This window comes from Mucilaginibacter sp. P19 (assembly GCF_050632265.1).
Classification (GTDB): Bacteria; Bacteroidota; Bacteroidia; order Sphingobacteriales; family Sphingobacteriaceae; genus Mucilaginibacter; species Mucilaginibacter gossypii.
On record NZ_CP192586.1, the window covers coordinates 6,704,588 to 6,729,517 of the forward strand.

Below are 24,930 nucleotides of genomic sequence, written 5' to 3' on the forward strand. Positions count from 1 at the left end.
ATCAAAAATAACAATTGTCGGAATATTTAAAAGCAAATTTTTTTAGTCATTTTAATTTAATTTTTTAATGAAAGCTCGTGTCATGAATTTATTCCCGCTTATGTTATTTTGACATTAAAATTTTATTTCATAGCCCCGTTTACGTACATTTATTTAATTGGCACTTTGATTGATATACTGTAATTAATGAAGCAAAAATTTTATGATACTGCTGTGAAGCAGGAAAAAGCGGTACTTGTGGGTGTAATAACCCCCAATGAAACCGACGAGATTGAGAAAGAGCACCTGGAAGAGCTCGAGTTTTTGGCCAGCACCGCGGGAGCGTTAACGGTGAGCCATTTCACTCAAAAACTACAGCGCCCGGACAGGGCAACTTTTGTTGGTTCAGGTAAACTGGAAGATATTAAAGCCTACGTTAAAGAAGAAGAAATTGATATAGTTATTTTTGATGATGGCCTTTCGCCATCGCAACTGCGTAATATTGAGAACGAACTGCAGGTAAAGATCCTGGACAGGAATAACCTGATCCTGGATATTTTTGCAAGCCGTGCCCAAACAGCGCAGGCCAAAACCCAGGTTGAACTGGCGCAATTGCAATACCTGCTGCCCCGCCTTACCCGCCTCTGGACCCACTTAGAGCGCCAGAAGGGTGGTATTGGTATGCGCGGCCCGGGTGAGTCGCAAATTGAAACCGACCGTCGTTTGATCCTGAATAAAATCTCCTTACTAAAGGATAAGCTAAGGCAGATAGATAAACAGAACGAAACACAACGCAAAAACCGCCATCAGCTGGTGCGTACCGCACTGGTGGGATACACCAACGTAGGTAAATCAACTATCATGAATATGATAGCCAAATCGGAAGTGTTTGCGGAGAATAAGCTGTTTGCCACACTGGATACTACGGTGAGGAAAGTTGTGATAGAGAACCTGCCCTTCCTGATGTCGGACACGGTAGGGTTTATCCGTAAGTTACCGCACCATCTGGTTGAATGTTTTAAATCGACGCTTGATGAAACCCGCGAGGCAGATATCCTGATCCATGTAGTGGATATTTCGCACCCCAATTTTGAAGATCAGATCCGTACGGTTAATGAAACCCTCAAAGATATCGGCGCTATTGATAAACGCATTATTACTGTATTTAACAAAATAGATGCCTTTAAACCCGAAGATCACCAGGTGCCGCAACAGGAAGAACCATTGACACTGGAAGACTTTAAACAAAGCTGGATGGCCAAAAACAATGCTCCTGCCATATTTATCTCCGCAACTAAAAAGGAAAATGTGGAGGAGTTTAGGGCCTTACTTTATAAAGAAGTGAAGGCTATACATACTGAAAGGTATCCGTATGACGCTTTGTTGTATTGATAATTGGTTGAAAATAATATAAACAAAAGAGGGACGCACTTTTTGGTGAGTCCCTCTTTTGTTTTTGGAAGCAATGCAGTTAGACTAATCAGTCAAAAATATACCCTGCTTCACCTCCGGTATAATGCCCTTCTCCAATGCGGTATCAAACATCAGGTTAATAGCTTTACGCCCTTCTTCCCCCAGCTCAACTGAGTATTGATTTACATAAAGTTCAATATGCTTGTACATCACTTCTTCACTCATTTCCTGGGCGTGTTGTTTAATGAACTCCAGGCCTGATTTTGGATTGGCAAAAGCAAACTCAACCGATTTACGCAGTACCCGGTTAATTTTATGCTGAACATCCAGCGGTAAATTACGGTTAGCTACAATGCCCCCAAGCGGTATAGCGCAACCCGTACGTTTTTCCCAGTAATCGCCAAGGTCGATTAATTTAGCCAGTCCCCTGTCCTGATAAGTAAACCTGTTTTCGTGGATGATCAATCCAAAATCAATGGTTCCGTTTAGTACAGAATTTTCTATTTCAGAAAAAACAATTTCTGTTTTGTTATTTGCTTCCGGAAACGCGAGGCTTAGTAAGAAATTGGCGGTTGTATATTTTCCAGGGATCCCAATTTTGGATTTAGAAACAATAGGCGCTAAATCAACTTTTTCACTTGTGCCCGATTCTCCCTTAAATATTTCTTTATCCTCATCATTTACAAAGCGCGTTACCGGTGGGTTGAAAATAAGCATAGGCCCAACCCCAAAACCCAGCGCGCTGCCCGAGTCAAGCAGTACATACTTGTCAGTTACATAAGCAAAAGCGTGATAGCTCAGTTTGGTAATGTCCAATTCGCCGCGAAAGGCTTTTTGGTTAAGCGTTTCCACATCATCATAAAATACTTCAAACTCCAGGCCTTCGGTGTCAATTTTATGATGGATGAGGGCATCAAAAATAAATGTATCGTTAGGGCAGGGCGAAAATCCGAGCGTTAGTTTCATGCGGGTAGTATTAACTGTTAATGATCTGGTTCACCAGGTCGATGGCAAATGTATTCAGATTTTTAATGGCCAGCCCAATGTTCCAGGCCTCACGATTACGTTTCTCAACATAATTTGACACTGCCCTGATTTGCATGCCAGGTACGTTCATCTGCCGGCAGGCGTAAAAAAAGCCGCACCTTCCATACTTTCCAATTGCGGGTGTAACCGTTGCTGTACTTTTTGGATGGATGGCTCGTGGCCGTGCACCGTATTAACGGTTATAGCCTTTGCCTTTTTCAGAAAAAAGTTTGGATAAACCTGCTCAAGCGATGTTGTGGGCAAAAAAACACTCTCGCCAAAGCCAAGCGTATCAATGGGGATAAAAGCTTCGTCATCCTGTGCGCCAAGCTCAGCAAAGGTATCTTCGGTTACTTCCAGCACATCGCCTAAATTGAAATTACGGTCGAAACTGCCTGCTATGCCAAGATTGAGTACAAGATCATAGGTATGGTTGCTTAATTGCCGGGCCATGCCAAAGGCTGTTGGTACCATGCCTGCACCGGTTATCAGTACATCAACCTTATTGCCCAATTGATTTACGAGGGGGCAACCTCAAATTTGGTAGCTGCAACAATGAGTATAAGCATATTGCATTATTTTGACGGCTAATATAAAACAACTACCCTGTTTTTGTTTTGTATATTTGCACCCACTTTTGTTATGATGATACATATAACGCGCAAGGAACATTTTAATGCCGCTCACCGGATGTACCGTGAGGAATGGAGCGCTGAAAAAAACTTTGAGGTGTTTGGCAAATGCGCCAACCCCAACTGGCATGGTCACAATTACAACCTGTTTGTAACTGTAAAGGGCGAAGTCACGCACGCTACCGGTTATCTTATCGATTTAAAAGAGCTTAAAATTATAATCAACGAGTATGTTATTGAAAAACTTGACCATAAAAACATCAACAAGGATGTTGATTTTATGGCGGGCAAAATGGCATCGACCGAGTTGCTCTGCATTGAGATCTTTAACCAGTTAAAAGGACCTATAGAAGCTTATGAGGGTGTGTTTTTACATTCGGTTAAGCTTTACGAAACTGAAAATAATTCTGCCGAGTATTTTGGCGGTTAATTTTATAAAATGAGCGACTCACAATTTAGCCAGGATACCGACGATGACGATTTCGGCGGATACATTAAAATAGATCGTTATAACCAGGACCGGATTGATAGTTTGAAAGATAACTACCGAGACGTACTAAAGCAATTAGGCGAAGATGCCGCACGCGAGGGTTTGTTAAAAACCCCCGAACGCGTTGCAAAAGCCATGCTTTATTTAACCCACGGTTACGAGCTTAATGCCGAAGAAATCCTGAACTCGGCCAAATTCAAGGAAGATTACAGCCAGATGGTGGTAGTAAAAGACATTGAAGTTTATTCGATGTGCGAGCACCATATGCTACCCTTTTTGGCAAGGCGCACGTAGCCTACATTCCTAACGGACATGTGGTTGGTTTAAGCAAGATCCCACGCGTGGTTGATGTTTTCGCCCGCCGTTTGCAGGTGCAGGAACGTTTAACAAACGAGATCCGCGATTGTATTCAGCAAACACTGAACCCTGTAGGCGTTGGTGTGGTAATTGAATGCCGCCACCTGTGCATGAGCATGCGCGGCGTACAAAAACAAAACTCGGTAACCACCACGTCGGCCTTTACCGGCGAGTTCCTGAAAGAAAAAACCAGGACTGAGTTTTTGAATTTGATAAGTTCGAAGTTAAGTTAAGCCCCGTTGGGGAGAGATTAGAGGTTGGAGATCAGAGATTAGTTTTTAAAAACCTAATCAGATTCCCGCCTTTAATCGTATACAACCAATCTCTAATTAACTAACCTCTAATCTCTAAAATGAAAGCATATATTTTCCCGGGCCAGGGCGCCCAGTTTCCGGGTATGGGCAAGGACCTGTACAATCAATCAGAAAAAGCACGTGAGCTGTTTGAAAAAGCCAACGAAATCCTGGGTTTCCGCATTACTGATGTAATGTTTGAAGGCACAGCCGATGACCTGGTGCAAACCAACGTTACCCAGCCTGCTATTTACTTACATTCAACCATTTTGGCCACAGTTTTGGGTGATGATTTTAAGCCCGAAATGGTTGCGGGCCACTCACTGGGTGAATTTTCGGCCCTGGTAGCCGCAGGCGCTTTATCATTTGAAGATGGCTTGCGTTTGGTAGCAGCACGTGCCAACGCTATGCAAAAAGCTTGTGAAATACAACCATCAACCATGGCCGCTATTTTAGGCCTGGATGATTTTACTGTAGAAGATATTTGCCAGCGCATAAGCGAGGTTGTTGTGCCTGCAAATTACAACTGCCCTGGCCAGCTGGTGATATCGGGCTCCATTGCCGGTATTGACGAGGCTTGTATTAAGATGACCGAAGCCGGTGCAAAACGTGCCCTGAAGCTCAAAGTAGGCGGAGCGTTCCATTCGCCGTTAATGGAGGCCGCGAGGGTTGAACTGGAGGCCGCGATTGTGGCTACCGAGATCAAAGCCCCCATTTGCCCCATCTATCAAAACATAGATGCCAAGCCATATACCGATCCTGAACGGATTAAACACAACCTGATAGCTCAGCTTACCGGTGCCGTTAGGTGGACACAAACCGTAATGCATATGCTTGAAGATGGTGCCACTTCATTTACCGAAGTAGGGCCGGGTAACGTACTGCAGGGCCTTGTTAAAAAGGTTGATAAAACCGTTGAAACTGCAAGCGCCGCGTTACCGCAATAATTTTTAAAAGCCACATACAACATGTGGCTTTTATTTTTGTTATAGGCTTGTATTAAACAAAAAATCCATAGTATAGCAACATCTTGACTACTTCCGGAAAAATACGCCTATTGCTTGCCCTTTTAGGGCTTAGTTTGCTGCTTACGGCCGTTATTGTTCAAAAAACATATACGCCCGTAAATAGCCTTGTGCAGTCTGCCCGGATACTTGAAGACAATCTCCATAACAAAGAAGCGTTTATAAATAAGCAGCTTAACGGCACCGAACGTTTTAAAAAGATGATGAACCTGCGCAATAATGAGCAGGACGCTATTAATGCTATTGAAAATTTCACCACCCAAAACAGCATTTGGTTTATAACCTTAACCAATAATAAATTAAGCTTTTGGAGCGGCATAAAGGTATTGCCGGATAGTACCAATACCATTAAAGATGGTTATTCCTTTATTAAGCAGCCCAATGGGTATTATGAAACGTTCCGGAAAACGGAAGGGAATTTTTCGGTTATCTTCTTTATTCCGGTTAAGATCAATTATGCGTTCCAGAATAAATACCTTCAAAACAAATTTGCCAGGGATCTGCTCGACGATGATAATATTGACATAGCCGATTTTACAGATGTCAACGTTTATGAAGTTCATAGCAGCGATAATGATTACCTGTTTTCGGTAAAGCTTAAAAATAATGACGCCAATAATGATTTTGTTTACTATGAACTTTCATTTTGGATACTCACCGCCATTACGCTTTGTGTACTGATGCATAATATTTGCAATTACGTGGCATCAAAAGGGTATGTGGTATTATCTATCATATTCCTTGCTTTATATATTGTGCTGTTCAGGTTTGTTAACCTGCATTATAACCTGCCCGATTTTACTTATAAGCTTAGCATTTTCAATCCGGCATTTTATGGCTCAAGCCTGGTTTATCCTTCGCTGGGCGATTTTTGTATCAATATTCTGGTCATTTTTTGGTTCGTAGCCTTTGTGTACAGGCAGCGCCGCAGGTTTTTAACCAATGTGCAAAGCAAAACTGCCGGCTATGTTATTGTGGTTATTGCTATTTTAACACTTGTAGGGGTGTCAACATCATTATTGCGTTTGTTTCATGGCCTGGTTATCAACTCAAAAATCAATTTTGATGTAAACAATGTACTCAGCTTAACGGGGTTCAGCATATTGGGGGTATTAATGCTCTGTTTTAGCTTTTTGATATTTTACCTGCTCAATGAAATCATTTTAACTATATGTCTGAAGCTTAACGTACCCCGAACGCACCAGTTATTCCTGTTTTTGACTGGAATTATCATAGCTACCGCCGTGTTTACCTATTATAATGAATTTACTTTGTTTTACATATTGTGGGCACTGTTGGTACTGATAAGGGCTTATAATTTTATTTACTATAAAGAGCAGCTTTTTGCCACATCGTTTTTAGGTATCGTGTTTGTTTGTGCCCTGATAGCAGCAATTAAGCTTAATCATTTTGAAGATCAGAAAGAGCACGAAACCCGGAGGGCCCTGGTACAAAAACTGGAGATCCCGGATGATGCTACGGCCGATTATATTTTTAAAAGGATAGAAAACCAAATTATAACGGATACGGCCATAGTACGCTATTTTACCAACGGCCTGCACAACGGCGATTATCTTAAAACCCGTTTCCAAAAACTGTATTTTGATGGCTACCTGTCAAAGTACGAGTTTAAAGTTCATGAATTTGATGCCAATGAAGAACCTACCTCGGCAGATAAAAACTACTCGCTGAGTGTGTTTAAAGACCTCGTACTATATAGCTCATTTAAGGTATCCGACTATTTTTACCGCGAAAACGAATCATTCGGATATCAGAATTACTTTGCCATACTGCCTGTAAATACCAGTAATAAGCAATTGGGCACTATTGTAATTGAACTTAAATCAAAACCGCTGCAATTATCAGGTGCTTTCCCTGAGTTATTGATTGACGGCAACATAAGCCCGGAAAATGACTTTAAAGATTATTCATACGCCTTTTATAGCGATAACAAATTGCTGAGCCAGCGCGGCACCTATGTTTACTCGCTTGATAACAGGGAGTTTAAAGGCGACCTGAAAAAATACACCGAAAAAACCACGAAAAACCGCAGCACTGCCTGGTACGAAAGCTTTACAACATACAATCACCTGATATACAGGCCCAGCGAAAGAAACCTGATTGTTGTTAGCAGGGAGGAAAACTCACTTTACTATGCGGTTACTTCGCTCACCTTCTTTTTGGTGGTTATACTGATATTCAGCGCGGTTATCATCACTTTAAAATGGTCGTGGGCCCGCATCAAAATCTTTAACATAGCAGAAGACGGACTGAAGATAAACTTCAGGATAAATTTTGATAAGGTATTGTATAAAACCCGCATCCAGATCTCGATGATATTGGCCGTAGTGGTTACCTTGGTGCTTGTTGGTTTTATTACTTTTTTATCCATCAGTAACCAGTACTATACCCAGCAGGAAAAAATGATCAGGGATAAAATAACCCGTATAGCATCGGCATTTGAAAACGGCCTTTTTACCCAGTATGTTGAGCATCTCAATGAGGAGAGCCAGGTTCATTTCAATGAATTGGCCAATACTTACGCAACCGATCTCACTTTGTTTGATACCAATGGTGTTCCCTTATTAACCACTCAGCCTAAAATTTATGAAAACGGCCTCGTGGCAAAACGGATGAACGCCCGTGCATTCATCTTTTTGAGCAAATTGCAAAAAACCGAGTTTGTAAACGATGAAAAAATTGGCGAACTGAGCTATAAAGCGGCCTATGCCCCGGTAACCCTTACTGCATCAAACAAAACGGTTGCCTATATTCAGCTGCCTTATTTTAGTAATGAAGCCGATTACCGAGAGCGAATAAGCTCATTGCTTAATGTGATGATAAACGTTTACGCCATAGTTTTTATAGCAATTGGCTTATTTGCCATTATTATAGCAAGGCAAATAACCGCGCCCTTAAACTTTATACAACAAAGCCTCAGCAAAACCATCTACGGTAAAAAGAACGAACATATCAAATGGTCGCGCGATGACGAGATCGGCGCATTGGTTAAGGAGTATAACAAAATGATATCGGCCCTTGAAAACAGTGCCCAGCGGCTGGCACAATCCGAACGCGAAAGTGCCTGGCGCGAAATGGCCAAGCAGGTTGCGCATGAAATCAAAAACCCGCTAACGCCGCTAAAACTGGGCTTACAACTGCTTGATAAATCATGGAAGGACAAAGATCCCAGGTTTGATCAAAAATTTGAACGTTTCAGCAAGTCATTTGTAGAGCAGATTGAAAGCCTGTCGTCGATAGCGTCGGAGTTTTCGGCATTTGCCAAGATGCCGGATACCCGTATTGAGCAGATCAATATTTTTGATATGTTAAACCAGGCAGTTACCATTTTTAAACAGATGGATAACGTGCAGATCACCTATCTGCAACCAGAAAGTGCATTCATTATTAATGCCGATCGCGACCAGCTATTGCGCTGTTTTAATAACCTGTTGAAAAATGCTATTGAAGCCACCCCTCAAGACAGGAAGTGCATCATAGATATCAATTACCTGGTAACCAGCAAAAACATCCTGCTTACCATCAAAGATAACGGTAACGGGATTCCGGAAGAGATGCGTGAAAAGATCTTTGAGCCAAACTTTACCACCAAAAGCTCCGGAACGGGTTTAGGCCTTGCATTCATCAAAAACTCTATTGAAAATGCCAACGGCAAAATTTGGTTTGAAACAACTATGGGTACAGGAACCACATTTTATTTAAGTTTACCTGCTGCTTAATAGTTAAACCGCCGGTAAATCACTGATCAACTGCGGATTTACAATACAACAAAGCAAATTAACAAAAGCTATGAGCAATAACCTGGAATACAGAATTGTTAGGCCCGGTAAACCACTTTCGGATTTTGTTGATAGCTTTTGGTTTTTACGTAACCTATCTGACGCCGATAAAGATACAACAGGGTTACCCGACGGACTTATTGATATATTGCTTTTTAAATCCGCTACACAGCCTTTTAGTATTGCACAGCTTGGAGGGTTAACCCAGTTTGAACAGGCCAAAGTTTCGGCCAATAGCGTAATATTCTGCATTAGCTTCAAATTGCTTGCCGTTGAGTATATTTTTGGAGAGGCCATTGCCAATATAGTAAACGGTGGCAGGTTCTTACCAGATGGCTATTGGGGGTTTACCGAAAACGACCTGCTGGATTTTGACTGCTTTGTAGAAAAAGCAACGCAAAAAATCAAATCGCTCATGCCGGAAGATATAGATGAACGTAAACGGAAATTGTTTGAACTGATTTATGTAACGAAAGGGACGATCACGGTTAAAGAGCTTTCCGGAAAAGTGTTTTGGAGCAGCAGGCAGATAAATCGCTACTTTAATCAGCAATTCGGGATCTCACTTAAAGCCTATTGCAATATTCTTCGTTTCCGCGCCTCGTTGGAGCATATTGCAGACGGCCGGCTGTTTCCGGAGGAGAACTTTTTGACCAGAACCACTTTATCAAAGAAGTGAAGAAGTTTTCGGGCGTTGTGCCCAAAGAATTATCTAAAAACAAAAACGACCGATTTATACTATTATCAGCCATAAGGCAGAAATAATTTTGCATCGTAATTAAACGATGAAAAATTATGTTATTAGATAATAAACAGGTTGCCATAGTAGGTGGCGGACCGGCGGGGTTGGCCTTAGCAAGGCTTTTACAACTTAAAGGTGCAGATGTAAAAGTATATGAACGGGATATAGACAGAAATGTACGGGTGCAGGGTGCCACGCTCGACCTGCACGAAGGCACAGGACTGGAAGCGCTGAAACGGAGCGGTTTGCTGGATAAATTTTATAAATACCACCGTCCTGTAGCAAGTAAGATGCTGCTTGTAGACAGAATGCTCGATATTGCTTTTGATGACCACAACTTTGCGACTATTACCGCAGAAACCCGCCCCGAAATAGACCGTGCGCCTTTGCGGGATATTTTATTGAACTCATTGCGGCAGGATACCGTGGTATGGGACAGCCATTTCATTTCAATGGAAAGAGAAAGAAAAGGCTGGCGTTTGTTTTTTAAAAACGGATCGAATGCCTATGCCGATCTGGTAATTGCGGCTGACGGGGCCAATTCAAAAGTGCGGCCTTATTTAAGTGATGTTGAACCGGTTTACTCAGGTATCACGCTGATTGAAGGCAATATTTACAATGCTGAAAAATACACCCCAAAACTTTTTTCCTTTGCAAGGGGAGGTAAAGTAATGGCGTTTGATGACGGACAATTTGTAGGTTATGGCACAAAAGCTGATGGCTCAATTATGTTTGTGGTGAATTTTAAAACGCCCGAAAACTGGCTGGAACAAAGCGGCATTAATTTCAATAACAGAGAGGAAGTTTTTGAATGGTTTAAGAAAGATTTTGCCAGCTGGAGCGATGAATGGCATGAGTTTTTTACAAATGATGCAGTTTGTTTCATTCCCCGCCCGCAATATTATTTTCCATTAAATCAAAGCTGGGAAACGGATGAGAGCCTTACAATGATTGGGGATGCCGCGCACCGGATGCCACCATATGCAGGCGAAGGTGCTAATGTGGCATTGCAGGATTCGTTTGAACTGGCCGAATGTTTAACCGGGAATCAATTTACTGATATCAAAGAAGCGATTGCCCATTTTGAAAAAGAAATGGTTGAAAGAGGAGCTAAAGCCACAAAAGACACGCTGGAAAATTCGGAGAGAATGTTTTCAAAAACTGGTTTGGCGCAAATGGCTGAATTTTTTAATCACGTGGAGAAACAATAAGGAAACAACTACGAATTGGAGTAAAGGCCTGTGCGATCTAAAGTTCTGCCCAGACCCTTCAAAGAAAATCAGTAAAAAGCCGCCATTGGTATACAAATGGCGGCTTTAGTAGCTTTTACCGGGCAATTTTTGAACTGGTTCCTTGAGATTCTTAAAAGTTTAGTCTATTGTGACAAATGAACTCCCGTAGTAATTAATAATATTGAGGTTTTTTTGCTCATATCTGTCATGCCCCGATCTTTTAGATTAAATTGCATTAATGAACTTTCTCTGTAAATTTTTGCTATTGTCTTTACCTCTAAATTATTCTTATCAACAACTCTGTGCAAAAACTGAGGAAAGCCTTAATTCAGCTGTTTTAAAGAAAGATTCAGTTTTACAACGTGGAACGGAAATTATAGATGGCAATAAATATACTGCCGTTAATATTATTGACAATTGGGGAGTTAAATTCTATATAAAAGATGAGAGCGGTAAAATTGTTTACACCTATAAAGATGGCGGAGTTGTAAGCTTTAAATTCCTGGATTTTAATAGTGATGGATATAAGGATATAGTATTAGAATTAATAGCTGTGGATTCTGGCCAGCAAGACCTGATTATTTATGACCCAAAATCAAAACGGTTTAAGTTAGCTGGCAATTGTTCGAATGCTCGAGAAATACCCAGGACAAAATATTATTATTCATATGAAGATTGTTGCATGGGAAGAAATTGGAGTAGTAACCTCTTTTATATTGCTGACTCGAAAATTATTAATATTGGGCACATTAAATATCGGGATGGTTACGGACTATCTTTTTTAAACTTAATGGTAAAAAGATATTGCTAAAAAAATGGAACGTGCGCATAAATGGTGATACGCCGGTTACAACAGGGCCGCATATCGATTTTGATTTAGGCCGTTATTGGACTAAGCATTGGAGTTCTTTCACTAAATAATTCATCGATCAGTCCCTGTCAATAAGTGGTTCGAGAAACGCACAATCAGCGAACCCTTTCTGTAAATATGCCTCAATTGCGCATTTAGTAGCGGGAGCAGAATCGAACCGCCGACCTTAGGCTTTTTATTTTTATAGCTCTTTTTGTGGTTAGTAAAAAGATTGACCTTGCGGTAAAACAAGAAGCCGCGATGAAACACGAAAAAGAGATACAGTATTTTAAGCATCATTAACCTGCAATTGCTTTTCCAGGTAGTGAAACAAGGTAGTAGGCCCGTGTTGGGCGGTTGGTATTTCCGATTGCTGGCTAATGGTAAGTTCTCGTCATATTAGCGAAAGATGCCGCCGCTTTTTCGGAAAAGCCGCCCTTTATCATAAAGTCTTTCCATCCAGCTTCCGGCACAGTCACCACGTTTACCGTTTTGTGCAATAGCTTACCGAATGTTTCGGCCACATCCTGATTAGAATAGGTTTCAGGCCCTTCCAGGAAGAACAGCCCGGTCCGGTCGTCCAGCATTAATTTGGCTGCGAACGCACCGATATCTGCCGGCGCAACCATGGGCAACTTAAAGTCCGCCGGAAACAAAGTGGTCAATTCTCCCTTTTCCCGGACGGCTGGTATTGCCTGGTCAAAATTGCTCATGTAATAAGCGCTGCGGATCACTGCCAGCGGGATGTTCAATTTGGCTAAGCCCTGCTCTAATTCATACAGTGCACCGAGGTCAAAAATATGATCTCCGGGCTGTGCGCCATAGGTAGAAGCGGCGACGATCTTTTTCAGTTCTCGTCCCTTCAAGCGCGTTTAGGATACTGCCGATCTGTTCCCTTTCCACCGCATCGATATCTTTATCGGGAGCCGCATTCGGGTTCAGCACAAACAGGCGTTCCGCCTGTCCGAACAGTTCTTTTAAACGGGCTGTGTCCCGGATGTCTGCAACCTCATAGGCTGCCCCCTTAACAGTCCATTCGGCAGCTTTAGCCGGATCGTGGCCAATGATCATGACCTTTTGCTGGCTTTGCAGCAAAGAGGTCGAAAGCGCGGCACCGATATGGCCGGTTCCTCCTAAAATAACGTGTGTGTATTTCATAACGCTGTTAATTTCAATATTCATGCCGTAAAAAATCGTTTCATGAATAGTGCAGGTTTAGCTTTATGTAACAAAAGATAAAGGATTTGTAACATAAACATAAGTAACATCATGAAGTATCACCTTTATTTGTAGTATCCGCTATGGATGTTTGTCCACCTGTATAAAATACCCATGAAAAAGATAACAAGCCTGATACTTCTGATATGGCTATGCAGTGCCAGCGTACTGGCCCAGCAGCCTGACACAGCATCGAATAACGCTGCTATACGGCAGATGATCAAAAATTATGAAGATGCATGGAATAGCCATAGCCCCGAAAAACTGGCGGCCAACTACACCTCTGATGCTACCTGGGTAAACTGGTTTGGCGCCTACTATAAAGGTCGGGATGATATTTTTAGGCATTATAAGCAGGTTCATAATACTTATTTTAAAAACACCCGGTACTATACCCGGGCTGTTGAAGATATTACCTATCTGAATCAGGACCTTGCGGTTGTACATGTACGAACAGGCCTTGCCGGCGACGAACGATATCCGGGTCAAACGTTTGAGTTTCGCCGGATGATCGTCGTGGTAAAACGGGACGGTGAATGGAAGATATTTGCGGGTCAAAACGCCAGGCTGGAAAAAGGCATTAACTAATATTAAAGCCGCTCTGGTGATGAATAAAGCCCTGTAGTATCTGTATATTATAATAAATAAAATATTATTTTTGATTATAAAAGGCCCTGCGATTTTACGCAAACATAATCTACATATTATGCATCTGGCTAAATGCTCCATTGTTTTACTGCTTTTGCTATTGGGTTTGTATGGTGCGGCCGATGCACAGGACACGGTAACCCTGCATCACAAAGATTTCGGCGCCTACAATGAAATATCGCTGCGTGATAAACACTGGTTCTTTCATCCTGAAATAAATAACGCAAATACACCGCCTGATGCCCGTTCCGGCGGCTGGGAGGCTGTACAGTACACGGCATTTGGCACAGATAAGCTACCCGCCGGGTGGAAAGGTATTGGCTGGTTTAATATTTGGGTAAAAGCAGGTAAGGATGTGGCGGGCCAAAAATTTGGCCTGCGCATTAATCATGACGGCGCGTCAGAAATATTTATTGATGGTGAGCCAATAGGCGGCTATGGCAAAATAGGCCATCCGGTTGAAGCAACGGAAGCCAACCGGGCACCATTAGAGATGATACCTTTTTGGTTAAAGGACAATGCGCCGCATCTGGTAACTATTCACTACGCCAACCCTTTTGGTGTATACCGTAATTTTGTAGGCTTTGAAGTGTTACTTACCAATTACGATTTGTATAGCAAGCGGATAATGCGCGCCCGGACGCTATATAATTTTGTGCCAATGTGTGCCGCCGCTGCGTTCATTCTTGGCTTGCTGCACTTTTTGCTTTTTCTGTTTTATCCGAAGCAGAAGCTGAATTTTTATTACGCATTGTTTGTTATGCTAACAGGCATCACCAGCGGGGGTATATACCTTTTTTATTTAACCGCCCATCCGCAGCTACAATATATTGCTCATTACATGACCTATAACCTGAAGGTGTTGCTGTTGTGGTGGGGCCTCATTTTGCTGTATAAGTTAGATTATGGCCAGGTACATCGATGGCGCCAGGTTACCCTGGCGTGCGTATGCTCAGCCTATTTACTTTTTTACTTTTATAAATTTTATATTTTAAAAGAAACTGATTTTCCTGATTTTTTTTCGTTAGTGTTCCTTGTTTGCAATGTGGATGGCTTTATCTGTGTATATCACCTTATACGTAAAGGCAGGCGCAAGGCGTGGTTAGTTACAACGGGTGTAATGGCAGTTTTCCTGGTTTATATTTTTTGCTGGGATGATACGTTCGGCGTATGGCCTTACGGTTATAATTCAATGCGGGTATTTGTGATGAGCGCGGGCGAACTTGTTTTACCCGTGTGCCTGTCCCTTTATCTCGCGCTCGATTATGCCGGCACAAACCAGCAATTGGCCGCGCAACTGGCCGAGGTTGAAGCATTGTCGGCTTCTGCACTGTTAAAAGAAGCTGAAAGAACCGAACAGGTTGCGGCCGAAGCTCGAAAATTAGAAGCTATTGTACAGCAACGCACAGCCGAACTAGAAGAAAAGGCGGATAAGCTGCGTGAACTGGACGCTGTTAAATCAAGGTTTTTCGGCAATATTGCGCACGAATTCCGGACGCCGTTAACGCTCATCCTCAATCCGGTTAAGGAACTTGCCGGCCAGACCACCGATCCATCATTGCTGCGGGATTACAGGATGATCCTGAATAATGCTGAGCGCTTGCTGAGGCTCATCAACCAGTTGCTTGATCTGAGTAAACTGGAGCAGGGATTAATGGAATTGTTGTACGAACCGCTCGATTTAAACGCATTATTATTAGGCCATGTCCAAAGTTTTGAGCCGCTTGCATTGCAAAAGGGCATCACACTGCATTTTCGGTCAAGCTATCGCGAACTTTGGGTAATGGCAGACCGGGATAAATTGGACAAGGTCATGCTGAACGTTATCGGGAATGCGGTAAAATTCACGGCGATAGGCAGGGTGGAGATTTTTCTTTATCACGATGATGGGATGCCCGGGAATCAATATGTAGTTCGCGTTCGCGATACAGGTAAAGGGATACCCAGATCAAAGCTTCCCTATATTTTCAGTCGTTTTTACCAGGCCAATTCGCCGGGCAGCCAGGCTGCAGAAGGAAGCGGTATCGGTTTGGCACTTTGTAAAGAACTGATTGAGCTAATGGGCGGCAGTATCGCTGCAAATAGCTGGGAGGGGGCATTTACCGAGGTGGTGATCCAGTTGCCTTTAGACGAAGCGGCGGGCGCTCATGAGGGTGTAGTGGAGTTTAAGGCTATGAAAGCAGCCGCTGAAAGCGAAGAAGCAAAACCTGATAAAACAGAGGCCGATATGGACTTGATTTTGCTGGTAGAGGATCACCGGGAGCTCCGTGACTTTATTGAACGCCAGCTTGCGGAGCAATACCGGGTAATTACCGCTTCGGACGGCAAGGCAGGAATCACAATGGGTATAGAACAAATTCCGGCACTCATTATTACCGATGTGATGATGCCCGATACAGATGGTTATGAGTTGTGCGGGACATTGAAAAAAGACAGAACGGACAAGCCATATCCCGGTCATCATGCTGACAGCAAAGGCTGACGTAGATAGCCGTGTAAAAGGTATTCAAACAGGAGCTGATGCTTATCTTGCCAAACCTTTTGAGAAGCGCGAACTGCTGGCCCTGATCGGAAACCTGATCGGGACGCGCAATATTTTGAAACAACATGTTGCAATGCACAAGAGATGGCTGATAGAGTTGCCCAATATGCCGACGATAGAGCAGGCTTTTTTAAATAAGATAAAAGCCGCGGTTGAAAATAACCTGGATGACAACAGCTATGGGACTGATCAGATGGCTGGAGATATTGGTATGAGCAGAATTCAACTGCATCGAAAATTAAAGGCAATAACTGGCCGGGCCCCTGGCGAACTGGTACGCGAAATACGGTTACAACATGCACACGATCTCCTGGCGCGCCGCACAGCCACCATTGCCGAAGTAGCTTACCAGGTAGGTTTCAGCAGCCCGGCAAGTTTTTCAGCAAGTTTTTCACGGCATTTCGGGTTTTCGCCCAAGCAGGTAAATTCATTGCGTTAACTCCATTATTAAGGGGTGGCATGAACATTGTATGACCAGAAAAAACGAAAGCAGCTACGTTTTACTGTAACTGCTTCATCTTCAAGTAGCGGGGAGCAGGATCGAACTGCCGACCTTAGGGTTATGAATCCTACGCTCTAACCATCTGAGCTACCCCGCCGTTTTTATTTTTATGGCTCTTTTTCTGGTTAATAAAAAGAGTGGCCTTGCGTTAAAACAAGTGGCCGTTCCTAAAAAGGTTTGCAAATATAGTAGAAATTCGTTTTCTTTAGAAAAAATGTTTCACATTTACTTTTGTTTCTGTTTTTTTAAGTGTAAACCGAATGTCCGAAAAGAAAAAATTTACCATTGAGTACGAGATTAAGTCATCTCCGCGTATCCTGTTCAGCTTCTTAAGCGAGCCTAATGGCTTGTCTCAATGGTTTGCCGATGAGGTTAATATTCGTGACCATGTTTATACTTTTACATGGGATGACGAATCGCAAAAAGCCAAACTTTGTTCAGTTAAGGAAAACAGGTCTGTACGTTTTAAATGGCTCGATGATGATGCCCAGTATTATTTTGAAATGGAAATAATGCAGGATGAGCTTACCAATGATGTAGCCCTGGCCATTACTGATTTTGCAACGGAAGATGCCATTACAGAACGAAAGCAGATCTGGGATAACTCTATCGATTACCTCATAAGTGTATTGGGCGCCTGATAAAACTTTATTTTAGCTAATTTTGTACGCTGAACTGGTTTTGCACGTTAAAGGGTTTTAACTGTGCGGCTAACTGGTTTTGCCCCTGTTAATTGCAAATAGCACTGATGAAGAAGATCCACCTTTTACTCCTTAAATCATTTATAAGGCCTTTTTTGGTTACGCTTTTCATCGTGATGTTTGTGTTGCTAATGTTGTTTTTGTTTAAATACATTGACGACCTTATTGGCAAGGGCTTTGCCTGGTACACCATCCTGGAGCTCATGATGTATAATTCGGCCACCAATGTTCAAATGGCCCTCCCGTTATCCATCCTGCTCTCTACCATCATGACCTATGGCTCCCTTGGCGAAAATTACGAGCTCGTTGCCATCAAAGCGGCAGGCATTTCGTTGCGCCGGGCCATGTACCCAATGATCGTGATCATTTCCATACTTAGTATCGCAGCGTTCTTTTTTCTGATTATATGCTGCCGGTGGCCAACCTTAAATATTATTCACTGTTGTATGATGCCCGGAAACAAAAATCGGCCGATTTGCTGCCCGAGGGGGTGTTCAGTACCAGTTTTCCTGGCTACACAATCCGAGTAAAACGTAAGGATCCGGACGGACAGCGGTTGTACGATATCATGATCTATAAAAAAAGTGAGAAAGGTGATAACAACAATTCGGTGATCCTGGCCCGCGAGGGCACCATGTTTCGTACCATGGGCGATAAATACCTGGTATTACGTTTAAAGGATGGGGTGACATATGAAGAAACCGCTTCCGAAAATGCCACATATAATACGAGGCAGCGCCTGCTGCGGGAGCGTTTTAAGGAAACCGAAACCAAGTTTGATCTGTCGGCATTTAAGCTCACCCGCACCAGTGAAAGCGAATTTAAATCGGCATCTCAAATGATGAACATTAAACAGCTGAGGCATTATCTCGATCTCGTCGCAGCGTTCAGTAGATAGCAATGTGATGGTGAATTATAAACTGGTTACACCATACATTAAATACTATTCAATACCTGCGCAATCAAAGGTTATTAAAAAATATAAAGAGTTTGATCCTAAAAAAGATGTTTTTCAGGGCCTTACCTTATCCGAACAGCAAATGAGCCTCAACAGTGCGGCTTCCGAAATAAGGTCGATCAAGGATGTGATCAAAAACCGGAGCGACAGGTATAAAGGTGACTCGGAAGGTATCCGCAGGTATTTTGTAGAATATCAAAAAAATATAACCTTTCGGTAGCTTGTTTGGTATTGTTTTTAATCGGTGCGCCGCTGGGCTCCATCATCCGCAAAGGTGGTTTGGGCCTGCCGGTTGTAGTTTCGGTGGTATTTTTTCTCATCTACTATATCATTACCACTATTGGCGAAAAATCGGTTAAGGGCGGCGATATTAACAAGTATTTGGGCATGTGGATTTCTATTATCACGCTGCTGCCTATCGGTTTGTTCCTTTCTTATAAAGCGGCTACAGACTCCGCCTTGTTTGATATGGAGATTTATAAACGCTTTGTAAACCGCGTGGCAGCAAAGTTTAAGCCCAAGGCAACCCGCCACGGTCATTAACGGTATATTTAATAAACGCCATATTATAAAAGCATTATCATTTTACACAAGGCCGACCCAAGTCATGGTAATATGCGTTAAATTTGATTTAGATTAAACAAGCGTTTAGGCGCTACCCAACAAGTAAGTATAGAATGTTAAACACCATACAGGAAGCGATTGAAGAAATCAAAGCAGGTAAAACAATTATCGTAGTTGATGACGAAGATCGTGAAAACGAGGGCGACTTTTTAACGGCCGCCCGCAATGCCACCCCCGAAACAATTAATTTTATGGTACGCCATGGCCGCGGCCTGGTTTGCGCCCCAATTACGGCGCAAAGGGCGCGCGAACTTGACTTGATGCCTATGGTAAGCCATAACACCACATCGCACGAAACTAATTTTACGGTTTCTGTCGATTTACTTGGGCATGGCTGCACTACAGGCATTTCTGCGAGCGACAGGTCAAAAACCACACTTGCGCTGATCGATCCGGCTACTAAACCCGAAGATCTTGGTCGCCCGGGGCATATTTTCCCGCTGATAGCCAAGGATGGCGGTGTACTGCGCCGCACCGGGCATACAGAGGCTGCTATTGACCTGGCAGTTTTAGCCGGTTTTGAGCCTGCCGGCGTTATCTGCGAAATTATGAAGGAAGACGGCGATATGGCCCGCCTGCCCGATTTGCTGGAGATAGCCAAAGAATTTAACCTTAAAATAGTATCTATCAGAGATTTGATCGCTTATCGCCTGGAGCATGAGTCGATGGTAAAGCGTGAAGTTGCTGTTAAAATGCCTACCGAATGGGGCGATTTTGATATGATAGCTTATACCCAGGTTGATACCGGCGAAAATCATCTTGCCCTGGTAAAAGGAACCTGGGAGCCCGGTGAGCCTATTTTAGTCCGCGTGCATAGCTCATGTATGACCGGAGATATTTTTGGTTCATGCCGTTGCGATTGCGGTCCGCAGTTGCATAAAGCGATGGAGATGATCAGCAGGGAAGGTAAGGGCGCTATTGTTTACATGAACCAGGAAGGCCGCGGCATTGGCCTGATCAATAAATTAAGGGCCTATCATTTGCAGGAAAACGGTTATGATACTGTTGATGCCAACCTTAAACTGGGTTTTAAAATGGATCAGCGCGATTATGGTATCGGTGCGCAGATCCTGCGCAGCCTGGGTATTACCAAAATGCGTTTAATGAGCAACAACCCCAAAAAACGTGCAGGCCTTATCGGCTACGGTTTGGAAGTTGTTGAAAACGTACCTATCGAAATAGCGTCAAACCCTCATAACGAAGCTTACCTGCGCACCAAACGCGACAAGATGGACCATGCCATTATGCGGGATCATTGATCGTTATAAGCTAAAAGCGAAAGGCTGAAAGCGATCTGCTTTAAGCCTTTTACTATTCAATGTATTTGTGCAGAAAAGCTTTTGGCTTTAAGCCTTCAGCTCTACTGGTCCTCATCTTCATCGGGCCTGGTTGCCGGTGTAGTAATTGATGATGGGATAGGAGCGGGGTTAACCGGTGCGTTTTTGCGGCGGCCCTGTCTGAATATGTTCCGGATAAACTCGCCGAAGGTATCAAAGTCACGCTGGTAAACCAAACCTAATCCGTTTACATACTGTGGTGCCAACACATCTGTAAGGCTGCTTAGTGTTACGTTGTTTAACGCCCTGTAAGAGTATCGCGCCGTTAGGTTGCCATCTCGGCGTATTTTGTATAAGGCCTCAAAGTCTTTGGTAAGGCTGTTAAACCGTTGGTTAAACAGGTTACTGTTGTTATTATTAAAAATATCATTTGAGCCATTATTACTAAATAAGCTTCCGTTAAATGTAAGTCTGTCGCCATAAAACCTAAACGATGCACTTGCTTCATTTAATGAGCGAATGTTCAAATCAAAATATTTAATGTTCGATTGCGAAATCAGGCTGTTAAGCTTGTTAAATGCAAATTCGCTCACCGCCTCGCCGGCTGTACCCAGCACCTGGTTGGTTAAGTTATTACTGTTTGAGGTAAAGTTACGGCGAACAATAATACTGATAGCCTGCTGGCTCCGGTTATTGGCATCAGCGAGGTAAGTCGCCAAGTCGTCCTTAACAGATGGATCGGTAGGAAAGTTAAAGTCGAAATCAATATTAGGTTGTAACAGTGATTTGGTCAGGATCAGTTCGGCCTGTACCAAAGTTTGCTGCCCCGAGGTAGGAGTTTGCAGGCCTGCGGCAGTATACAGCGGCGCTTTACTGGTACGGACTTCATACAAGGCTTTAAGGTTTATTTCCGCGTTTGAAGGGTTGCCCGTCCACCTTATGGTACCACCCTGGCTTACAGTAAAGTTTTTACTGATAAAGTTTTTGGCAGTAAATTCAAACTTACCTGATGATATTAAAAAGTCACCGTACATCTCAAAATCGCCCAGGCTGTTAATATTCAATTTTAAATTACGGGCAACGCCGCTGCCTTCCAGCTGGCCATAATCAGTAGCTATTTTTACAATAGTTTTTTCATCGGCGCTTAAATCAAAGTTTAGGGTAACACCGTTAAAAGCACGCTCTTTGGCAACAACTTTAGCGGTGTCACTATGGCTTACAAATTTAATGAAATCGTAATCATTGGCGGTTGACGAGGTATTAAGGGGGATATTGAAAACGGTACCTGCATTGGTGCTGGCGGTAATATCAATCTTCATGTTATCAACCGGGCCGTTGAAGTTAAATGTGCCTGTACCATAAGCCGTACCATAATAAAGGTGGTTATCTTTAAATGTGGTATTCAGGGCCATCAGGTTATCGGCTTTAAGGCTTACATTAATATCCGGGTTGGATAGGTTATTGAGGTTTACGGTTCCATTGGCGGTTCCGGTACCTTTGTGAATGTCTTTCAAAACCATATCCTTAATGCTGATAATGCTGTTGTTGACATCCAGCTTGTTATTAACCGTATAAGCTGTTTTTAAATAATTAACGGTAAGGCCGGTGTTAACAAGTGTAACTGTGCCGTTAAGTTGCGGGTTTGAGGGCTTGCCGGTAAGTTTGAGGTCGGTTGAAACATGGCCTTTTATATCCGAAACAAGGTCTTTAACAAAAGGCTCAAATATAATAGCTTCGGTTTGGTTCATCTTGATATCAAAATCAAGGTTATCATCAGTCTCTTTGCCAAACGAGTAGGTGCCGCCAATGTTCATGGTTTCCAGGCCGCGGTTAATGATATTCATATTAACATCGGCTTGCTTGCGGTCGTTACCAAGTGTGGTAACCAGTTTTACATTGCCCACCAATGTCTTGTTCATGACAAGCGAATCAACAGTTAAATGCGAATCAATCCCCGGGGATTTGAGCACCGAGGTCAGTTTAACGTCGCCATCCAGGTAGCCTTTTAAGTTTACCCCCGAAGTGCGCGTGAGCTGGTTAAACGTACGCATGTTAAATTTCTGGAACGAGAGCTTTAACTGATCGGCGGGGTTATCGGATATAAAACCATCGATAAATACTTTTTGCGGCCCGTTTGAAAGTTCAAAGCCCGATACCTGTGTTTTGCCGTCCAGTAAACGGATGCGCACCTGCTCCTGGATCTTCCATTTCTCTTTTTCCAGTATGATGTCTGATGGCAGCAGTTTAAGTTTGGCCGTAGTATCGCGGCCAAATTCAACCAGGCCATAAAGATCCAGCTGGTTAACAGCGTTTTTATCCGAGAGCTTAACGTTAAAGTTAAGGCTGTCGTTTTTCAGGAAGTTGGTAATGTTGATATCCTTGATAAAAAGACTGTCCGTTAAGTCAACCCGCCTCAGCGATACGTTAAGGCCCAGCAAGCTATCGGTAGTGTTTTCGTCAATAATAAAATCATGGAAAACGGTTTTGCCGTATTTAAGCGTTTTGATATAGCCCGATAGCGTAGCTGTTTTCTTTTCCGAGTTAAACTGCCCAACAAAAGTTCCTTGCTCAGGGATTTTCAGATCGGGCAGGAAAATCGCTGTAAGCGGATCGAGGTTTTTAAGGTTCAGCGAAAAATCAAACTCCTCAGGCTTAGGCGGCACTATAGTTGTTTTTATGGAAGGGATATACTTTTTAACGATGGTTTTAAAATACGAAGGCAGGGTTGCAAGATCATATTTGCCCTTGATGCTGCCATCGGCAAAGTCAGATTTTAAAGCGATGGTGCGGTTATTACCTATGCCGTCGGCTGATAGATACAAAGAGTCAACGGCATAATTATTTCGCGGATTGACCACCCTTGCCGGCGAAAACAGGATGTTCCCCTGCAAATTGGCCAGGTCATCGCCTTTAAACTGGGTTTTAAGCAGCGTGCTTACAGTTAAAGTATCTTTGGTAAAACCAAGCTTGTTCAGGTTAGCGTCCCTGATATCGGCAGTCAAATCATAAGTTGGCAAAGCGGGGTTAAGGTTAACCTTGCCTTTAAGATCAAGCTTTACGTTCCTGTCGTTTATGGTAATATGAGCGTTGGCCAGCCTGTTTATAAAACTGCCGTTAAGCGTAAGCCTGTTATAGGTGTAGTTATTATAAGTGATGGATGCGATTTTTGCATCCACTTTTTCAGTAAGGCTTTTCAGCGCGTCGCCGCTGCCCTGTATGTTTGAAGTAAAGGTGGCCCTGCCCAAATCGCTTTGATCAAGCAGGGTGCCCAGGTCAAAAGCATAGGCGTTAACCCTGCCGCTGTAGCTTGGACGGCCATTTTTATCAATTTTAAGGTTGATGTCTGAATCAAAACGACCGAGCGCAGTTTTAAAAACACCATAGGCAACAAAATCATTCTGCGAGCCGGTAAACCTGCCGGTAAAATTAAAGTTGCCGAATTTGGAAAGTATGGCTGGGGCCTTTTCTGTAGGCGTTCCCGAAAAATGGCTGATCAGGTAATCAAGGTCTTTTTTGTTGGAGGCAACCTGGTCAAATTTTAGCTCCAGGAATGCATTATCCCAATCAGTAAGGTTGTGCAGGTTAAAATCGCCTTTAACAAAAGTGGCCTGCCCGCCGGTAATGGTCACTTTTTTTGCTTTGAGGTTGTTCACATAGCCCTTGGCCTGCCCGTCAATACCCAAATCAAAACTCACTTTTTCTAATGAACTGGTAAAGTAGGAAATATCTGATGACGAAATGCGTGACGATTTAAAGCTGGCATCCATGTGCACCTTGTTTTCAAAATCATCAAAATCATCAAACGATTTAAACTTCATCCTGAAATAATCCTTCAGGTCTGATCGGGGTGTTTGAATGGCCAGGTGCCTTAGTAAAATTTGATTGGTATCTATTGTAGCATCCGATGCGAAGTGTTTTACGGTGAACCCGCTTTTTTCATGCAGGCTTAGGCTTTTTATATTGGCTTTAAACAGGTGGTTCTTTAAATCCATACCCTGTATCAACGTGCTGAAATGCTGAACATCCAGGTCGTTAAAGTTAACCCCGGCTATTACCGTATCGCGCAGGCTGTTCTTGTACCTGAAATGAAAGTTATTGATAGCAATGGTTCCAAAATTTAGCGTCCAGGGTTGGTTTTGGGTTTTTTTGGTGGTATCCGCCGAATTAAAATAATCTATAACAAATTGCAGGTTGGTAGTACTGTCTTTTTGTTTTTTGAGATAGAAGGAGCCATTATCCAGTTCGATATTGGAAAAGTTGATGGTGCGGCGTTTAATACTGCTGAAAAGATAAAAATCCTCAATATCAACAGCTAATCGGGGTGTGCTTAGTAAGGTATCCCGCTTTTTATCCAAAATATAAAGCCCCTCAATTACCACCGAGCGAAATGGCCTGAGGTAAAGGCTTTTAATCCCAACCTTGGTTTTCAATTCGCCGGCAAGGTAAGCTGCTGCTTTTTTGGCAGCCCAGGTTTGTACCGGCTTAAACTGAAATGTGAGCAAAAGTATGCTCAATGTCAATAAAATGAACAATACCAGGCCCAGGAATATTTTGAGTACTTTTTTAATAACTTTGCACCTTTAATTAGTGAGTTAGCGAAATAATGAGTTGGTGAATTTTC

General features: G+C 42.9%; 20 protein-coding genes, 1 tRNA gene and 2 pseudogenes. 16 read left to right on the forward strand and 7 right to left on the reverse strand.

Going from position 1 to position 24,930, the window contains the following annotated elements; all coding sequences use genetic code 11:
* Positions 1-186: 186 nt before the first annotated feature.
* Positions 187-1,371 carry a GTPase HflX gene (gene hflX, locus ACQ86K_RS33070; protein ID WP_112657043.1) on the forward strand — a complete coding sequence of 395 codons (1,185 nt, stop codon included), beginning with the start codon at positions 187-189 and terminating at the stop codon, positions 1,369-1,371.
* Between the two features lie 84 nt (positions 1,372-1,455).
* Here hflX and ACQ86K_RS33075 read toward each other — a convergent pair whose 3' ends face one another.
* The 3 genes from ACQ86K_RS33075 to ACQ86K_RS33085 are packed head-to-tail and all read right to left on the reverse strand — an operon-like array spanning position 1,456 to position 2,931.
* Positions 1,456-2,358, reverse strand: coding sequence for a menaquinone biosynthesis family protein (locus ACQ86K_RS33075; protein ID WP_091175913.1), 903 nt, complete (start codon positions 2,356-2,358; stop codon positions 1,456-1,458).
* Between the two features lie 10 nt (positions 2,359-2,368).
* Complete coding sequence (locus tag ACQ86K_RS33080) at positions 2,369-2,509, reverse strand: hypothetical protein (protein ID WP_431199504.1); 141 nt, start codon at positions 2,507-2,509, stop codon at positions 2,369-2,371.
* Positions 2,506-2,931: a hypothetical protein gene (locus ACQ86K_RS33085; RefSeq protein WP_431199505.1), complete on the reverse strand. Its 426-nt coding sequence runs from the start codon at positions 2,929-2,931 to the stop codon at positions 2,506-2,508. Before ACQ86K_RS33085 ends, ACQ86K_RS33080 begins: the two co-directional genes overlap by 4 nt.
* 132 nt (positions 2,932-3,063) lie before the next feature.
* On the opposite strand from ACQ86K_RS33085, the gene ACQ86K_RS33090 reads away from it, so the two are divergent.
* The 7 genes and pseudogenes from ACQ86K_RS33090 to ACQ86K_RS33120 all read left to right on the forward strand — a co-directional run bounded on the left by ACQ86K_RS33090 (position 3,064) and on the right by ACQ86K_RS33120 (position 11,800).
* A complete protein-coding gene (locus ACQ86K_RS33090; protein ID WP_090534603.1) occupies positions 3,064-3,480 on the forward strand; it encodes a 6-pyruvoyl trahydropterin synthase family protein in 417 nt (138 codons plus the stop codon).
* Positions 3,481-3,489: 9 nt separating this feature from the next.
* Positions 3,490-4,130, forward strand: a pseudogene (gene folE / locus ACQ86K_RS33095) (GTP cyclohydrolase I FolE).
* A gap of 119 nt (positions 4,131-4,249) precedes the next feature.
* Positions 4,250-5,137 carry an ACP S-malonyltransferase gene (gene fabD / locus ACQ86K_RS33100; protein WP_091175920.1) on the forward strand — a complete coding sequence of 296 codons (888 nt, stop codon included), beginning with the start codon at positions 4,250-4,252 and terminating at the stop codon, positions 5,135-5,137.
* 83 nt (positions 5,138-5,220) lie between these two features.
* Complete coding sequence (locus tag ACQ86K_RS33105) at positions 5,221-8,955, forward strand: ATP-binding protein (protein WP_091175922.1); 3,735 nt, start codon at positions 5,221-5,223, stop codon at positions 8,953-8,955.
* Between the two features lie 70 nt (positions 8,956-9,025).
* A complete protein-coding gene (locus ACQ86K_RS33110; RefSeq protein ID WP_431199506.1) occupies positions 9,026-9,694 on the forward strand; it encodes a DUF6597 domain-containing transcriptional factor in 669 nt (222 codons plus the stop codon).
* 116 nt (positions 9,695-9,810) lie between these two features.
* Positions 9,811-10,968, forward strand: coding sequence for an FAD-dependent oxidoreductase (locus ACQ86K_RS33115; protein WP_091175926.1), 1,158 nt, complete (start codon positions 9,811-9,813; stop codon positions 10,966-10,968).
* 286 nt (positions 10,969-11,254) lie between these two features.
* Entirely contained in the window at positions 11,255-11,800 is a 546-nt protein-coding gene (locus ACQ86K_RS33120; RefSeq protein ID WP_431199507.1) for a hypothetical protein, read from the forward strand.
* 416 nt (positions 11,801-12,216) lie between these two features.
* On the opposite strand, the gene ACQ86K_RS33125 is transcribed toward ACQ86K_RS33120, so the two are convergent.
* Positions 12,217-12,705, reverse strand: a complete 489-nt coding sequence (locus ACQ86K_RS33125) for an NmrA family NAD(P)-binding protein (protein ID WP_431199508.1) — start codon at positions 12,703-12,705, stop codon at positions 12,217-12,219.
* Positions 12,632-12,997: an NAD-dependent epimerase/dehydratase family protein gene (locus tag ACQ86K_RS33130; protein ID WP_431199509.1), complete on the reverse strand. Its 366-nt coding sequence runs from the start codon at positions 12,995-12,997 to the stop codon at positions 12,632-12,634. The genes ACQ86K_RS33125 and ACQ86K_RS33130 overlap by 74 nt, the downstream gene beginning before the upstream one ends.
* A 174-nt stretch (positions 12,998-13,171) precedes the next feature.
* On the opposite strand from ACQ86K_RS33130, the gene ACQ86K_RS33135 reads away from it, so the two are divergent.
* The 3 genes from ACQ86K_RS33135 to ACQ86K_RS33145 all read left to right on the forward strand — a co-directional run bounded on the left by ACQ86K_RS33135 (position 13,172) and on the right by ACQ86K_RS33145 (position 16,686).
* On the forward strand, positions 13,172-13,645 hold the full coding sequence (locus tag ACQ86K_RS33135) for an SgcJ/EcaC family oxidoreductase (protein WP_176844589.1): 474 nt from the start codon (positions 13,172-13,174) through the stop codon (positions 13,643-13,645).
* Positions 13,646-13,763: 118 nt separating this feature from the next.
* A complete protein-coding gene (locus ACQ86K_RS33140; protein WP_431199510.1) occupies positions 13,764-16,187 on the forward strand; it encodes an ATP-binding protein in 2,424 nt (807 codons plus the stop codon).
* Positions 16,168-16,686 carry a helix-turn-helix domain-containing protein gene (locus ACQ86K_RS33145; RefSeq protein ID WP_431199511.1) on the forward strand — a complete coding sequence of 173 codons (519 nt, stop codon included), beginning with the start codon at positions 16,168-16,170 and terminating at the stop codon, positions 16,684-16,686. Before ACQ86K_RS33140 ends, ACQ86K_RS33145 begins: the two co-directional genes overlap by 20 nt.
* A gap of 86 nt (positions 16,687-16,772) precedes the next feature.
* Here the strand turns inward: ACQ86K_RS33145 and ACQ86K_RS33150 are convergent.
* Positions 16,773-16,846, reverse strand: a tRNA-Met gene (locus ACQ86K_RS33150).
* A gap of 163 nt (positions 16,847-17,009) precedes the next feature.
* Here ACQ86K_RS33150 and ACQ86K_RS33155 point away from each other — a divergent pair.
* From ACQ86K_RS33155 to ACQ86K_RS33175, 5 genes and pseudogenes are all read left to right on the forward strand, one after another.
* On the forward strand, positions 17,010-17,390 hold the full coding sequence (locus ACQ86K_RS33155) for an START-like domain-containing protein (protein ID WP_090534561.1): 381 nt from the start codon (positions 17,010-17,012) through the stop codon (positions 17,388-17,390).
* A 176-nt stretch (positions 17,391-17,566) separates the two neighbouring features.
* A pseudogene (locus ACQ86K_RS33160) lies at positions 17,567-18,348 on the forward strand (LptF/LptG family permease).
* A 7-nt stretch (positions 18,349-18,355) separates the two neighbouring features.
* Positions 18,356-18,628, forward strand: coding sequence for a hypothetical protein (locus ACQ86K_RS33165; RefSeq protein WP_431199512.1), 273 nt, complete (start codon positions 18,356-18,358; stop codon positions 18,626-18,628).
* 5 nt (positions 18,629-18,633) lie between these two features.
* Positions 18,634-18,951, forward strand: a complete 318-nt coding sequence (locus tag ACQ86K_RS33170; protein WP_431199513.1) for an LptF/LptG family permease — start codon at positions 18,634-18,636, stop codon at positions 18,949-18,951.
* A gap of 134 nt (positions 18,952-19,085) precedes the next feature.
* Positions 19,086-20,291, forward strand: coding sequence for a bifunctional 3,4-dihydroxy-2-butanone-4-phosphate synthase/GTP cyclohydrolase II (locus ACQ86K_RS33175; RefSeq protein WP_091175949.1), 1,206 nt, complete (start codon positions 19,086-19,088; stop codon positions 20,289-20,291).
* A gap of 101 nt (positions 20,292-20,392) precedes the next feature.
* On the opposite strand, the gene ACQ86K_RS33180 is transcribed toward ACQ86K_RS33175, so the two are convergent.
* Positions 20,393-24,823, reverse strand: coding sequence for a translocation/assembly module TamB domain-containing protein (locus ACQ86K_RS33180; RefSeq protein WP_431199514.1), 4,431 nt, complete (start codon positions 24,821-24,823; stop codon positions 20,393-20,395).
* Positions 24,824-24,930 lie beyond the last annotated feature (107 nt).